16 protein-coding genes are annotated in these 14291 nt (G+C 67.3%); 10 read left to right on the top strand and 6 right to left on the bottom strand.

The annotated features are described in order from the left end of the window. Positions 1-43 precede the first annotated feature (43 nt). The gene (locus tag B0920_RS06620) at positions 44-1744 is read right to left on the bottom strand and encodes an MFS transporter (protein WP_078031750.1); all 1701 of its coding nucleotides are present in this window, start codon (positions 1742-1744) and stop codon (positions 44-46) included. A gap of 287 nt (positions 1745-2031) precedes the next feature. Between B0920_RS06620 and B0920_RS06615 the strand changes: the two genes are divergently transcribed. The 4 genes from B0920_RS06615 to B0920_RS06600 are packed head-to-tail and all read left to right on the top strand — an operon-like array spanning position 2032 to position 5296. Continuing rightward, a complete protein-coding gene (locus B0920_RS06615; protein ID WP_078031749.1) occupies positions 2032-3210 on the top strand; it encodes an acetyl-CoA C-acyltransferase in 1179 nt (392 codons plus the stop codon). A 32-nt stretch (positions 3211-3242) separates the two neighbouring features. Then, positions 3243-3545 carry a Dabb family protein gene (locus tag B0920_RS06610; RefSeq protein ID WP_078031748.1) on the top strand — a complete coding sequence of 101 codons (303 nt, stop codon included), beginning with the start codon at positions 3243-3245 and terminating at the stop codon, positions 3543-3545. Between the two features lie 32 nt (positions 3546-3577). Beyond that, a complete protein-coding gene (locus B0920_RS06605) occupies positions 3578-4360 on the top strand; it encodes an SDR family oxidoreductase (RefSeq protein WP_078031747.1) in 783 nt (260 codons plus the stop codon). A 27-nt stretch (positions 4361-4387) separates the two neighbouring features. After that, positions 4388-5296, top strand: a complete 909-nt coding sequence (locus tag B0920_RS06600; RefSeq protein ID WP_078031746.1) for an SDR family oxidoreductase — start codon at positions 4388-4390, stop codon at positions 5294-5296. On the opposite strand, the gene B0920_RS06595 is transcribed toward B0920_RS06600, so the two are convergent. Genes B0920_RS06595 through B0920_RS06580 form a run of 4 tightly spaced genes read right to left on the bottom strand, consistent with a single transcriptional unit; the run spans position 5268 to position 8197 of the window. Then, a complete protein-coding gene (locus B0920_RS06595; protein WP_078033321.1) occupies positions 5268-6044 on the bottom strand; it encodes an alpha/beta hydrolase in 777 nt (258 codons plus the stop codon). The two genes, B0920_RS06600 and B0920_RS06595, sit on opposite strands and share 29 nt — an antisense overlap. A 49-nt stretch (positions 6045-6093) precedes the next feature. Then, on the bottom strand, positions 6094-6855 hold the full coding sequence (locus B0920_RS06590; protein ID WP_078031745.1) for an NRDE family protein: 762 nt from the start codon (positions 6853-6855) through the stop codon (positions 6094-6096). Continuing rightward, positions 6846-7136 carry a DUF4936 family protein gene (locus B0920_RS06585; RefSeq protein WP_078031744.1) on the bottom strand — a complete coding sequence of 97 codons (291 nt, stop codon included), beginning with the start codon at positions 7134-7136 and terminating at the stop codon, positions 6846-6848. The genes B0920_RS06590 and B0920_RS06585 overlap by 10 nt, the downstream gene beginning before the upstream one ends. Positions 7137-7138: 2 nt before the next feature. Beyond that, positions 7139-8197: a folate-binding protein YgfZ gene (locus tag B0920_RS06580; RefSeq protein ID WP_078031743.1), complete on the bottom strand. Its 1059-nt coding sequence runs from the start codon at positions 8195-8197 to the stop codon at positions 7139-7141. A gap of 111 nt (positions 8198-8308) precedes the next feature. On the opposite strand from B0920_RS06580, the gene mltG reads away from it, so the two are divergent. Genes mltG through B0920_RS06555 form a run of 5 tightly spaced genes read left to right on the top strand, consistent with a single transcriptional unit; the run spans position 8309 to position 11884 of the window. After that, a complete protein-coding gene (mltG, locus tag B0920_RS06575) occupies positions 8309-9307 on the top strand; it encodes an endolytic transglycosylase MltG (RefSeq protein ID WP_179119106.1) in 999 nt (332 codons plus the stop codon). Further along, positions 9304-9930 carry a dTMP kinase gene (tmk, locus tag B0920_RS06570; RefSeq protein ID WP_078031742.1) on the top strand — a complete coding sequence of 209 codons (627 nt, stop codon included), beginning with the start codon at positions 9304-9306 and terminating at the stop codon, positions 9928-9930. The genes mltG and tmk overlap by 4 nt, the downstream gene beginning before the upstream one ends. A gap of 2 nt (positions 9931-9932) precedes the next feature. After that, positions 9933-10946 (top strand): DNA polymerase III subunit delta', encoded by a 1014-nt coding sequence (locus tag B0920_RS06565; protein WP_078031741.1) that lies wholly within the window; start codon positions 9933-9935, stop codon positions 10944-10946. Between the two features lie 10 nt (positions 10947-10956). Then, a complete protein-coding gene (locus B0920_RS06560; protein ID WP_078031740.1) occupies positions 10957-11334 on the top strand; it encodes a PilZ domain-containing protein in 378 nt (125 codons plus the stop codon). A gap of 31 nt (positions 11335-11365) precedes the next feature. Continuing rightward, positions 11366-11884: a GNAT family N-acetyltransferase gene (locus B0920_RS06555; protein WP_078031739.1), complete on the top strand. Its 519-nt coding sequence runs from the start codon at positions 11366-11368 to the stop codon at positions 11882-11884. 27 nt (positions 11885-11911) lie between these two features. Here the strand turns inward: B0920_RS06555 and B0920_RS06550 are convergent, their stop codons facing one another. Next, positions 11912-12922: a transporter gene (locus tag B0920_RS06550; protein ID WP_078031738.1), complete on the bottom strand. Its 1011-nt coding sequence runs from the start codon at positions 12920-12922 to the stop codon at positions 11912-11914. 162 nt (positions 12923-13084) lie between these two features. Here B0920_RS06550 and B0920_RS06545 point away from each other — a divergent pair, with 162 nt between their 5' ends. Next, positions 13085-14269, top strand: coding sequence for a GGDEF domain-containing protein (locus B0920_RS06545; protein WP_078031737.1), 1185 nt, complete (start codon positions 13085-13087; stop codon positions 14267-14269). Positions 14270-14291 lie beyond the last annotated feature (22 nt).

Genomic DNA, 14291 nt, shown 5'->3' with positions numbered 1-14291 from the left:
CCGCTGTTTCCAGCGGCATTTTTTTCATGCTTGCGTGAGGCGTTCAGTCATGCGCGTAGATGTCGTTGTCCTTGGTCTCGCGGATGAACAGGCCGCCGATGACCACGGTGATCAGGGCGATCACGATCGGGTACCACAGGCCGTAGTAGATGTCGCCCTTGAAGGCCACCAGCGCGAAGGTGGTGGTCGGCAGCAGGCCGCCGAACCAGCCGTTACCGATGTGGTAGGGCAGGGACATCGAGGTGTAGCGGATGCGGGTCGGGAACATCTCCACCAGCATGGCCGCGATCGGGCCGTAGACCATGGTCACGTAGATCACCAGGATGAACAGCAGCAGCACCAGCATCGGCTTGTTCACCGCGGCCGGGTCGGCCTTCTCCGGATAGCCGGCGGCCTTCAGCGCGGCGGTCACGTCCTTCTTCAGCGCGGCTTCGCGGGCCTTGGAGGCGTCGTCGAAGTTCAGGTTGTCGGGGGTCATGACGGCGTTGAAGGACTGGAAGGTGGTCTCGCCCACCTTGACCGAGGCGACGGTGCCGGCCGGCGCGTCCTGGCGGGTATAGCTCACCGAGGCCGCGGTCAGCATGCGGGTGGCGATGTCGCAGGACGAGGGGAATTTCTTGGTGCCGGTCGCGTCAACCTGGAAGCTGCAGGTGGCCGGGTCGGCCACGACCACCACCGGCGAGGTGTTGATCGCGTTTTCCAGGGCCGGGTTGCCGTAGTGGGTGATGGCCTTGAAGATCGGGAAGTAGGTCACCGCCGCGATCAGGCAGCCGCCCAGGATGATCTTCTTGCGGCCGATGCGGTCGGACAGCGAGCCGAAGAAGATGAAGAAGGGCGTGGCCAGGGCCAGCGAGATCGCGATCAGGATGTTCGCGGTCGGCTCGTCGATCTTGAGCGTCTTGGTCAGGAAGAACAGGGCGTAGAACTGGCCGGTGTACCACACCACCGCCTGGCCCATGGTCAGGCCGACCAGGGCCAGCAGGGCGATCTTGCCGTTCTTCCAGTTCAGGAAGGCTTCCGACAGCGGCGCCTTCGAGGTCTTGCCCTCGGCCTTCATCTTGGCAAAAGCCGGCGACTCGTTCATCGACAGGCGGATCCAGACCGAGATGCCCAGCAGGACGATGGACAGCAGGAAAGGAATGCGCCAGCCCCAGGCCTGGAATTCTTCCTCGCCCATCGCGGTGCGGGTGCCCAGGATCACCAGCAGCGACATGAACAGGCCGATGGTGGCGGTGGTCTGGATGAAGGAGGTGAACAGGCCGCGCTTGCCGTGCGGGGCGTGCTCGGCGACATAGGTCGCCGCGCCGCCGTACTCGCCGCCCAGCGCCAGGCCCTGAAGAATGCGCAGGGTCACCAGGATGATCGGGGCTGCGATGCCGATCTGCGAGTGGCTAGGCAGCAGGCCGACGATGAAGGTCGATGCGCCCATGAGCAGGATGGTCACCAGGAAGGTGTACTTCCGGCCGATCATGTCGCCCAGGCGGCCGAACACCAGTGCGCCGAAGGGGCGGACGATGAAGCCGGCGGCGAAGGCGAGGAGGGCGAAGATGAAGGTGGTGGTGGGGTCGCCGATGAAGAACTGCTTGGCGATGATGCTGGCGAGCGAGCCGTAGAGGTAGAAGTCGTACCATTCAAAAACGGTACCGAGGGAAGAAGCGACGATGACCTTGCGTTCTTCCTTGGTCAGCCCGGCGGTGGAGGAGGGTGCCTTTCCACCGGCGGTCATGCCGGGTGTGATTGCCATGTGTGTCTCCGTTTAGTAATTGTGTGTCCGGAAAGCTGACTTGCATTGCTAATTACCTATCAGCTGTTACTGAGTGTGTGCCGCAAACCTTACACGATTCTTTCACCAAGCTTACGCGAAACTTACACGCAAGAATGCTGCGCCGCAGCGTCTTGTCGGACGATGCCTCTTTCATTCGGCAGCCTGGTCCTATCCCCTCCTACAGATGACCATCCCGTTTCATTGCGAACGACCGTGCTTAATGTGCTATTCTCATCTGATCAACATACCAACGACAGGAGACACGCATGGTAGACGCCGTGATCGTATCGACCGCCCGCACCGGCCTAGCCAAGTCCTGGAAGGGCGCCTTCAACATGACCCACGGCGCCACCCTCGGCGCCCACGTGCTGGCGGCCGCCATCGAGCGGGCCGGCATCGCGCCCGGCGAGATCGAGGACGTGATGATGGGCTGCGCCAACCCGGAGGGCGCCACCGGCGTCAACATCGCGCGCCAGATCGCGCTGCGCGCCGGCTGCCCGGTGAGCGTGCCCGGCATGACCGTCAACCGCTTCTGTTCCTCTGGCCTGCAGACCATCGCCCTGGCCGCCCAGCGCATCCTGAGCGGCGAAGGCGAGATCTACGCCGCCGGCGGGGTCGAATCGATCTCCTGCGTGCAGCAGGAAATGAACCGCCACATGCTCTACGAGCTGTGGCTCAAGAAGAACAAGCCCGAGATCTACTGGCCCATGCTGCAGACCGCCGAGACGGTCGCGCGCCGCTACGGGATCAGCCGCGAGCGCCAGGACGAATACGGCGTGCGCAGCCAACAGCGCGCCGCCGCGGCCCAGGCGGCCGGCCTGTTCGAGGCCGAGATCGTGCCGATGACGACCGTGATGGGCGTGGCGGACAAGGCGTCCGGCATGCTGCTGACCCGCGAGGTGACCGTCGCGGCCGACGAAGGGATCCGCGCCGACACCACCATCGAAGGGGTCTCGAAGATCCGTCCCGCGCTGCCGGGCGGCGTGATCAACGCCGGCAACGCCAGCCAGTTCTCGGACGGCGCCGCCGCCACCATCGTGATGAGCAGCCGCGCCGCCGAGGCCAAGGGCCTGGCGCCGCTCGGCGTCTTCCGCGGTTTCGCGGTGGCCGGCTGCGAGCCGGACGAGATGGGCGTGGGGCCGGTGTTCGCGGTGCCCAAGCTGCTGCAGAAGGCCGGCCTCACGGTCGAGGACATCGGCCTGTGGGAGCTGAACGAGGCCTTCGCGGTGCAGGTGCTGTATTGCGCCGACCGGCTCGGTATTCCGATGGACCGCCTCAACGTGAACGGCGGCGCGATCGCCGTCGGCCACCCTTACGGGGTGTCCGGCGCCCGCCTGGTGGGCCATGCCCTGATCGAGGGCAAGCGGCGCGGCGTTAAGTACGTGGTCGCGACCATGTGCGTGGGCGGCGGCCAGGGCGCGGCCGGCCTGTTCGAAGTCCTTTGAACCTGCAGTTCGATCTTAACCCAGGAGTATTCATGCTCAAGCATATCGTGATGTGGAAGCTCAAGGAGCATGCCGAGGGCCGCGACCGCGCCGCCAACGCGCGCGAGATGAAGCGCCGGCTGGACGAGTGCGCCGCCATCGTCCCCGGCATCCATACCTTCGAAGTCGTGATCGCCCAGCCGGGCCTGGAGGCCACCTACGACGTGGTGTTGTACTCGGAATTCGAGGACAGGGCCGCGCTCGAGGCTTATGCGAAACATCCCACCCACCAGGCGCTGGTGCCCTTCATCGGCGCGATCCGCGAAGCGCGCCAGTGCATGGACTACGAAGTCTGACCGACCCCTACAACGACAAGCAAGGAGACCGCATGCGCACTACCCAGGAATTGTTTTCACTGAAGGACAAGACGGCCATCGTCACCGGCGGCTCGCGCGGGCTGGGCCTGCAGATGGCGCTGGCGCTGGGGGAGCAGGGCGCGCGCGTCCTGGTCTCCTCGCGCAAGCAGGATGAGCTGGACCAGGCGGTCGCCTTCCTGAAGGAACGCGGCGTGGAAGCTTCCAGCATCGCCGCCGACCTGTCGGACGAGGCCCAGGCCCACGCTTTCGTGGACGAGGCGCTGCGCCAGCTCGGCCACGTCGACATCCTGGTCAACAATGCCGGCGCCAGCTGGGGCGCGCCGGCCGAGGACTATCCGGTGGAGGCCTGGGACAAGGTGATGAACCTGAACGTGCGCGCGATCTTCCTGGTGTCGCAGCGGGTGGGCAAGCTGTCGATGATCCCGCGCGGCTACGGGCGTATCGTCAACATCTCGTCGATCGCCGGCCTGGCCGGCAACCCGCCCGGACTGATGCAGACCCTCGCGTACAACACGTCCAAGGCGGCGGTGGTAAATTTCACCCGTACCCTGGCCGGCGAGTGGGGACGCTACGGCATCACGGTCAATTCGATCGCGCCGGGCTTCTTCCCGTCCAAGATGACCAAGGGCGTGCTGGCGGCCTTCGGCGAGGAGAACCTGGCCAAGGACGCGCCGCTCAATCGCCTGGGCGACGACGAAGACCTGAAGGGCGCGGTGGTGCTGTTCGCCTCCGACGCGGGCAAGCATATCACCGGGCAGATCCTGGCCGTCGACGGCGGCGTCTCGGCGGTCTGACCGGCACCAGAACAGGGGGAGAGAGCGATGAAGGAATTTCGCGGCAGGGTGGCCGTCATCACCGGCGCCGCCAGCGGCCTGGGGCGCGAGTTCGCCAATGTGGCGGCCGGCCTGGGCATGCGGCTGGTGCTGGCCGACGTGCAGGCCAAGGCGCTGGAGCGCGCCAGCGAGGAATTGCAGCACCAGGGCGCCGAGGTGCTGGCGATGGTGGTCGATGTCAGCAAGGGCGCGCACGTGCAGGAACTGGCCGATTCGGCGGTCGCCCGCTTCGGCGCGGTGCACCTGGTGTTCAACAATGCCGGGGTCGGCTCGGGCGGCCTGATCTGGGAGAACTCGGAGCAGGACTGGGAGTGGGTGCTGGGCGTGAACCTGTGGGGCGTGATCCACGGGGTCAGGGTGTTCACCCGCGTGATGCTGGAGTGCGCGGCGGCCGATCCGGCCTACGAGGGCCATATTGTGAACACCGCCTCGATGGCCGGCCTGCTCACCGCTCCGGCGATGGGGGTCTACAACGTCTCCAAGCACGCGGTGGTGGCCTTGAGCGAAACCCTGTACCACGACCTGCAGCTGGTGGAGGCGCCGATCGGCGCCTCGGTGCTCTGCCCTTACTTCGTCCCGACCGGGATCGCCCACTCGCACCGCCACCGGCCGGATGATCTGCAGAGCGAGGAAAGCGTGACCGCCAGCCAAATGGCGGCCCAGGCGCTGACCGAGAAGGCGGTGGGCTCGGGCAAGGTGTCGGCGGCCGACGTCGCGAGCTTGACCTTCGACGGCATCCGCGAGAAGCGCTTCTACCTGTACTCGCACCCGCAGGCGCTGGGCGCGGTGGCGCAACGCTGCGAGGCCATCGTGCACGCGCAACAGCCGGCCGATCCGTATGCGGCCACGCCCCAGATCCGCGAGCTGCTCAAGGCCGGGGTGAAGGGGCGGCGCTGAGCAGTCGCTGGTAGCGCGGGCTGCCGGAAATCGTGTTGTGCCCGGCGTCCGCCACGATCTCCATGCTGGCGACGCCCGCCGGGAAGCGCGACAGCAGTAGCCTGCTGCTGGCGAGGGGAACGATCTCGTCCTCGGCGGCGGCGATGATCAGGGTCGGGGCCTTCACGCGCGCAGCATGGGCGCCGGAATCGTAGCGGTCGCGCAGCAGCCAGCCGGTCGGCACCCAGGGGAATTGCTTGGCGGCCAGCGCGGCCAGGCTGTCGAAAGGCGTGACCAGGATCAGCCGGGCGACCGGGCGCCGCGCGGCCACCTGCACCGCCACGCCGCTGCCGAGGCTGCGGCCGAGCACCAGGACTTCCGGATGGCCGGCGGCGACGCGGTCGAACAGGGCGAGCGCGTCCGCCACCAGCGCCGCTTCGCTCGGCTCGCCCGTGCTGCCGGGAAAACCACGGTAATGCAGCAGGTAGAGGGCATGGCCGGGGAAGGCGGCGTCCAGCTCGGGCAGGCTGGTGCTGACGTCTTCGGCATTGCCGCCCAGGTAGATCAGGGCCGGGCGGCCGGGGGCGGGACGCTCCGACACCTTCAGCGCGGCGCCCGGCACATGGAGGATGGTGCTCGCGGGCGCATCGAGTGCCGCGGCCCGGGGCGGGAAATAGATCAGCGAACGCTGGAGCAGGAAGAGCGCGAGGCAGGCCAGCGCGTAGAGCAGCAGCGCGCCGCCGGCCAGGATGCCGAGTGTCTTGAGCATGATCAAGCGCTCCTGTTCAGGGCCGGCGCGGCGCCCGGCCGCGTGCGCATCAGGCGGCGACCGGGGCCCCGGGCTGCACGATCCGTTCGCGCAGTTCGGGCGCGCCGTCGCGGTAGAGCTTGACCACGGTGGAGGTGCGGGTGCCGTAGCCCGGCGACTCGATGCACACCGGCGACAGCATCCGCTCCACCTCGATCGGGACCCCGGTCTCGGGCAGGCGCACATCGGGCGCGCGCGTGGTGTCGGCCAGCATCTCGAAATAGGCATCCTCCGGCGCTCCCTGGCACAGCAGGCTCGCGAACTGGGCCTTGGTGCGCAGCACCTTGGGCCAGGGCGCGTCGAGCAGGCCGTTGGCCAGCCCGTAGATGCGGCCCGGCTCCAGGGGCTGGCCGTTGCGCGGGTCGTCGTGGCCCCGGTTCGAGTACCAGTAGAGGGCGTCGGCGTCGCCCAGCACCAGGTTGTAGCCGTTGTAGAGGTCCTCGGCCGACGCCAGCCGCGCCACGTAGTCGGCGGCGCTGATGTCCTGCTTGAGGAAGCCCGCCACGAGGGCGCCGCGCGAGGGCGCGTCCGGACGGCGTTCGCCCGGCGCGCGGATGTTGGTGATGGCCGCGAAGCGCGGCCCCTTGGCGCCCTGGAGCGACACCCCCATCCAGCTGCCGCCGCCCTGCAGATCGCGGCCGGCGATGACGTGCGGGTGCTCGGGCCAGGGGGCGGCCGGCGAGGCCGGGCGGTCGTAGAATTCGTCGCGGTTGGCGGCGGCGATGACGGGCACGCCGGGCACGACCTGCCATGCGAAGACGATCAGGCACATGGGGCGAGTTCCGTAAATACTTCGGCGCGGCGCGGGCCGGCGATCAGGCCGTGCAGGCCGGCCGCCTCGCAGGCGCGCTCGAGGGCGGCGGCGAACGGCGCGTCCACGCCGGGATAGACTTCCATCCAGGTCTGCAGGCCGTCCTTGGCCTCGGGCCGGCGCTTGAGCTGAAAGGTGGCGCCGCCATCGGCGGCCAGGCCTTGCTGCATGCTTCGCACCAGCGGCGCGAGCCGCGCCGCGTCTTCGTCACGCACCTTGTAGTAGACGTACAGGTCGATCATCGCTAGTCGTCGACCGCATCTAGGCTGTAGGGCAGGGGCTGGAAGCGCAGCGGGGGACCGCCGGCCGAGCCCAGGCGGACCTCTCCGTCCAGCGCGGCCAGCTTGATCTCGACCAGGACGTCGGTCCCGCCCTGGCCATCCGGCGCGGCGTTGACCACCATGCCGCAAGGCTGGTCGGGATCGAGGGCGGAGAACACCTCGTCGCCGGCCCGAGCGGCGCCGTCCTGGATGCTGGCCAAGGCGGTGCGGCGCTTGATCTTGCCAAGATACTTCGTGCGTGCGACGATCTCCTGGCCGGGGTAGCAGCCCTTCTTGAAATTGATGCCGCCCAGGAGTTCGAGGTTGACCATCTGGGGCACGAACTGCTCCTGGGTGGCCGCCGTGACCTGGGGCTCGCCCGCATGGATCGCGGCCAGGCGCCAGGCCTGGTTGCCGCCCAGGGCGAGATCGGTCTTGAGCGTGTCGAGGGCGGCGGCGCCGGCTTGCGCAGTGGTGAACCACAGGTAGCGCGGCGCCTCGAACCCGTCGTGCAGGCGGATCACGGTGCCGAAGTCGCCACTGGTCTTGCCCATGGGCGCGCCCGGCAGCGTGTCGACGTGGCGGCGCAGCGCGGCTTCGCCCCTGGCGCCGCCGATGCCGATCACCGCCTCGAAGGGCGATTCGGCGCTGGCGTCGCGCAGCTTGGCCTTGGAGCGCAGCACGAACATGCTCAGGCGTTTTTGCAGCGGAGGCTGGATGGCGCGCGGGAGTTGCAGGTAGATGGCGTCCGGATCGCGCCAGATCAGGAAGCTGGCCTGCAGGCGCCCCTTGGGCGTGCAGTAGCCGGCCAGGCGGGCTTCGTCCTGGCCCAGGTGTTCGACGTCGTTGGTGAGCTGGTTGTGCAGGAAACTGGCCGCGTCCTCGCCGCTGACGGCGATCAGGCCCAGGTCGGTGACGGGGGCCACGAAACCGCCGGCCAGGTCGGCGGCGGTGAGCGGATGCCCGAAGTCCTCGACCTCGTGCGGCTGGTCGGCAGGGAAGCGGGCGCCGAGGGCGTTTAATTGATCAGTCCAGTTACTCATAAATACCGATTAATTTTGCAATTAGGCTTTATCATTACGGGCTCATTATAAAGTTGTCGTGGAAAACGCGCCGGACACGGCGCAATTCCCGGTCAAACCCAACAAAAACACATGGCACTGATAAAAAAACTCGTCGTCGCCGGCGTCGTCGTTTCCATCGTCGCGGTGGGCAGCTTCTCGTGGTGGGCCAAGCAGCCCCTGACCACGGCCGCGCAGCCGATCGAATTCACCGTCAACCCGGGCAGCGGCGCCGGTGCCGCCGCGCAGCAGATCGCCAGCGCGGGCATTCCGCTCAACCGCTACCTGTTCGCGCTGCTGGCGCGCGTGACCGGCCAGGCCGCGAAGATCAAGGCCGGCAGCTACGAGCTCAAGCCGAACACCTCGCCGCGCCAGCTGCTCACCCAGCTGGTGCGCGGAGAATTCGCCCAGGAATCGATCACCATCATCGAGGGCTGGACCTTCCGCCAGATGCGCCAGGCCCTGGCCGCCCACCAGCGCCTCAAGCACGATACCGTCAAGCTCTCCGACCAGGAGCTGATGGCCAAGATCTCAAGCGACTATAAAGATCCGGAAGGGCTGTTCTTCCCGGATACCTATCTGTTCGCCAAGGGCTCCTCGGAACTCGATATCTACAGGAAGGCCCACCAGGCCATGCTCAGCCATCTCGAGAGCGCCTGGGAAAAGCGCGACCCCAGCCTGCCGTACAAGAACCCCTACGAGGCCTTGATCATGGCCTCGATCGTGGAAAAGGAGACCGGCCAGAAGAGCGAACGCGGGATGATCGCCGGCGTGTTCGTCAACCGCCTGCGCACCGGCATGCTGCTGCAGACCGACCCGACCGTCATCTACGGCATGGGCGAGCGCTTCGACGGCCAGATCCGCAAGAAGGACCTGGAAACCGACACCCCCTACAATACCTACACCCGCGGCGGCCTGCCGCCGACCCCGATCGCCTTGCCGGGCATCCAGTCGCTCAAGGCCGCGATGGCGCCGGAAAAGACGCCGGCCCTGTATTTCGTCTCGCGCGGCGACGGCACCAGCCAGTTCTCGGACAACCTGAACGACCACAACCGCGCCGTGAACCTGTACCAGCGAAAGATCAAGCAATGACCGACAGCAGTCGCCCCCGCGGTAAGTTCATCACCTTCGAGGGCATCGACGGGGCGGGCAAATCGACCCACATCGGCTTCGTCGAGGACTTCCTGAGCCGGCGCGGCAAGCTGGTGACCGCCTCGCGCGAGCCGGGCGGCACGCCGCTCGGCGAGAAGCTGCGCGACCTGGTGCTGCACGAGAAGATGCACCTGGAGACCGAGGCCTTGCTGATGTTCGCCAGCCGACGCGAACACATCGCCCAGCTCATCGAACCGAACCTGGCAGCGGGCCGCTGGGTGCTGTCGGACCGCTTCACCGACGCCAGCTTCGCCTACCAGAGCGGCGGACGCGGCCTGGCGCGCGAGAAGCTGGAAACGCTGGAACGCTGGGTGCACCCGGCGCTGCAACCCGACCTGACCCTGCTGTTCGACGTGCCGCTGGCGGTTGCGCGCGAGCGCCTGGACGCCACCCGCACCCTCGACAAGTTCGAGCGCGAGCAGGCCGACTTCTTCGAGAAATGCCGCAGCGAATACCTGCGCCGCGCCGCCCAGTTCCCGCAGCGCATCGTGGTGATCGATTCGACCCGCAGCATCGAAGCGATCCGCGCCGAGCTCACCGAAGTTTTGGAGAAATTGTTGTGACGATGTATCCGTGGCAGAAAGCCGCGTGGGCCCAGTTGCAGCAGATGCGCGAGCGTCTGCCGCACGCCATCCTGTTCCACGGCCCGGCCGGCACCGGCAAGGCCGACTTCCTGGAAACCTTCGCCCAGGCCCTCCTGTGCGAGAACGCGAAGCCGGATGGCCAGGCCTGCGGCGAGTGCGCCTCCTGCGGCTGGTTCGTGCAGCACAACCATCCCGACTACCGCCGGGTGCGTCCGGAATCCATGGAGGACGAGCCGCCCGCCGAGGGCGAGGAAGGCGAGGGCGAGAAGAAGAAGGCGAGCAAGGCGCCGTCCAGGGAGATCAAGATCGAGCAGATCCGTTCCCTGGCCGACTTCATGAACATTTCCACCCATCGCCAGGGGCTGCGGGTGGTGGTGCTCTATCCGGCCGAGACGCTCAACATGCCGGCGTCCAACGCCCTGCTCAAGACTTTGGAAGAGCCGCCGCCGGGCACCGTCTTCCTGCTGGCGTCGAACAGCCTGGACCGCATGCTGCCGACGATCCTGTCGCGCTGCCGCAAGTTCGCGCTGCCCCTGCCGTCCCACGAGGAGGCCCTGGCCTGGCTCAAGGAACAGGGCGTGCAGGACGCCGACAGCTGGCTGCGCGAGCAGGGCGGGGCGCCGCTGGCCGCCCTGGCCGAGGCCGAGGGCGGCAGCCGCGAGGAGCTCGAAGTCCTGCTGCATTTCCTGGCCCAGCCCTCGGTCGAGGGCGCGCTGCGCACGGCCGAGCGCCTGTCCAAGAGCGAGCTGCCGGCCCTGGTGGCCTGGCTGCAGCGCTGGCTGTACGACGCCTTCTCGCTCAAACTGTCCGGCAAGATCCGTTATTACCCGCGCTACCAGCGCGAACTTGCGGCCCTGGCCGGCAAGGTGCACACTGCCAGCCTGATGCGGGCGATCAAGGCCACGGGCGAGCGCCGCGCGGTGGCCGAGCACCCGCTCTCGGCAAAATTGTTTGTCGAAGACATGTTGCTTGAGTACACTTCGTGCTGCACCTGAAAGGAAATGGATGAGCGCCAACTCGATTGACCCGAACGCACCGCAAGCACCGCGGCCGTCCGTGCTGTCGCTGGCCATCAAGGAGAAGGCGGCCCTGTACGCCGCCTACATGCCTTTCCTGAAGAATGGCGGCATGTTCGTGCCGACCAACAAGCCCTACAAGATCGGCGACGAGATCTACCTGATCCTGTCGCTGATGGACGACCCGAACAAATACCCGATCGCCGGCAAAGTGGCCTGGATCACCCCGGCGGGCGCGAACAACAACAAGGCGCAGGGCATCGGCGTGCACTTCCCGGCCGACGAGGCCGGGCAGCGCGCCAAGCTGCGCATCGAAGAGATCCTCGGCGCGGCGCTGCGTTCCTCGCGCGCGACCCATACCCTGTAAGCCTTCCTCAACCTTCACGTCAATACGCTGTATGCCGTCCTACGTCCACCGCCTGGCACGACGCGACGACCTGCCGGTCATCGTCGACATCTACAACTCCACCATCGCCTCGCGCGAAGTCACGGCCGACACCGAGCCGATCACCGTGCAATCTCGCGAGCAATGGTTTGCCGACCATACGCCGGACCGGCGTCCGCTGTGGGTGATCCACGACGCCGAGGACAAACGCGAGCAGCCCGAGGTGCTGGGCTGGCTGTCCTACTCGAATTTCTACGGGCGGCCGGCGTATTCCGGCACGGCCGAGGTGTCGATCTACATCGCCGAGCAGGCGCGCGGCAAGGGAATCGGTCGCTACTGCCTGGAACTGGCCATGGCCTTCGCGCCCCAGGTCAGGGTGCATACCCTGCTGGGCTTCATCTTCGGGCACAACGCGCCCAGCCTGGCCTTGTTCCGCAAATACGGTTTCGACACCTGGGCGCATTTCCCGCGCGTGGCGAACCTGGACGGCATCGAGCGCGACCTGATCATCCTCGGCAAGCGGGTCGCCTGAGGCGCCGGTCCGCCCCCAGGGCCGGCCTCAGCGCTGGCGCTGCAGCCTCAGCAGGACTACCGCGACCAGCAGGCTGAAGGCGCCGATCAGGCCCAGCACGATCCAGAAGCCGTGCGGGTGCTGGCCCAGCGGCACGCCGCCCACGTTCATGCCCATCAGGCCGGCCACGATGTTGATCGGCAGCGCCATCACGGTGACGATGGTCAGCAGGAAGAGGCTGCGGTTGTTGTCCTCGTTCACCCGGGCCGCGATCTCTTCCTGCAGCAGCTTGATGCGCTCCTGCAGCGAAGTGAGGTCGCTCAGCACCACCGCGAATTCCTCCGTCGCCTGGCGTAATTCCTCGCGGTCTTCCGCCCTGATCCAGAGCGGCGGGCGTTGCAGCAGGCGGAACACGGCGGCCGGCTCCGGCGCCAGCAGGCGGCGCAGCCGCACCAGCACCCGGCGCAGATTGCCCAGCTCCTCGCGCTTGCGCGTCAGCCGCCCGGTCAGGAGGCGGTCCTCGATGCGGTCGACCCGGCTGACGGCGTCGCGCACGATGTGGACCAGGATGTCGGCCTGGTCGCGCAGGAGGTGCACCAGCAGCTCGACCGGGGTGTGCAGTGGAGCCCCGTTCAGCACGTCCTGGCGCAGGCGCTCGATCGATTCGAGCGGCTTGCGCCGGGCGCTGATGACGAGCTGGGGCGTGACTTGCACCCAGAGGGTCGAAATGTCGGCGTTGTCGAGCGAGAAATTGTGGAGGACGTCGTTCACCACGGCGATCAGGCAATTGTCCGCGACCTCGAGGCGGGTCGAACTGGAGCCCTGGTGCAGGGTGGCAAAGTACTCGTCGGACAGTTTGGCGTGGGCGCGCATCCAGCGCTCGCTGGCGGCATTGGACAGGTTGAAGTGCAGCCACAGGAACTGGTTCGGCGCCGGGGCGGTAAGCCAGGCCTTGGCCTCGCCCGCGCCAACGGCCCGCGCGCGCTCGTCGCGCCCCATCAGGAAACCCCAGACCAGCCCGGATTCGTCCGAGCCATAGTTGAACTGCTGTATCGCCATCTGCCGTCCATCCGATTGTGCGTTCGCAACATTGTAGAGCCTGTTGTGGGCTGCCGGCTTGCCATTTGTTGGCGATGCAATAATTCGTGAGAATTCGGGGAGAAAGCCGGATTTATACTCAGACAATTGTATTGAGGCGGGGAACGGCAAGCCCCGCGGACCATGGACACGTTCACACTCGTGCTGGCCTCGGCCTTGGCTGGCGCCATCATGGCGGGCAGCATGGCGCTGCTCTACCTGGCGGGATCGCGCAAGCCGTGGTTGCTCGACTGGGCGCTGGCCGGCTTCTTCTTTTTCGCGAGCAGCGTGCTGGGCGCCTATGCCGCCAAGTTCGGCGTGACCCACTTCCTGTTGCCGGGTTTCGGCAACGCCTTCTACCTTGCCGGCCATTTCGGCATACTCGCCGGGCTGCGTCGCCAGCTCGGGCTGGACCCGTGCTGGAAGCTGCTCGGATGGGCAGCCACGGCGGTGCTCGCCGTGCATTTCCTCCCCATCGTCCATGGTTCGGTGGTGCACCGCCTGTTCCTGTTCACGCCACTGATCGTGGGCGTGAACCTGGCCGTGGCGGCGACTCCCTGGCTCAAGCTGGGCCGTGAGGCCTACGTCCCCTATCTGCCGCTCACCGTGCTGGAGCTGGTGTTCATGTGCCAGCTCAGCATGCGCGCGGCCTACCTGATTTTGAGCGAGGGCCACCGCCTGACCTTCATGGGCAGCCAGTTCTTGCAGACCTCCGGCTCGCTCTTCGTGCTCGTCTTCCTGTCGGTTGCGACCATGTGCTGCGCCCTGATCGTCAGCCACGAGCAGTCGCGCGAGCTGCGCCGCGCCTCGATCACCGACGCGCTGACAGGCTGGCTGAACCGCAGGGCCTTGCACGAAGTCGCCACCCGGGCCTACCAGCGCTGCCTCAGCCGCCCGGCCGGGATGGTCTTTCTTGCCTTCGACATCGATCACTTCAAGGCGGTCAACGATCGCCACGGCCATGCGGCGGGCGACGCGGCGATCCGCCACGTGGCGGCGATGGCGGCCGCCGAGCTCCCCGGTTGCGAAGCGCGCTTCCGGACCGGGGGCGAGGAATTCGCGGTGCTGCTGACCGACATGGGACTGGAGCGGGCGCGCGAACTCGCCGAGCGCATGCGCGCGCGCATTGCGGCCAACCCGCTCCAGACCGGTGGAGAGAGCCTGGGACTGACCGTCAGCGTCGGCCTGGCAGCGCTCGCACCCGGCGACCTGAGCTGGGAAGAAGTGCTCAGGCGCGCCGACACCGCCTTGTACCAGGCCAAGCAACTCGGCCGTAACCGGGTCTGCGTCGCGGCGGCGGGCGCCGTGTGCAGGCACGTCGCGGCCTAGGGGGCTGCGCGGGACAAGCAAG

It is taken from the genome of Massilia sp. KIM, assembly GCF_002007115.1.
Lineage (GTDB): Bacteria > Pseudomonadota > Gammaproteobacteria > Burkholderiales > Burkholderiaceae_D > Telluria.
Note: the sequence above shows the minus strand (reverse complement) of the source record. Positions and strands in the feature narration are given on the sequence as shown.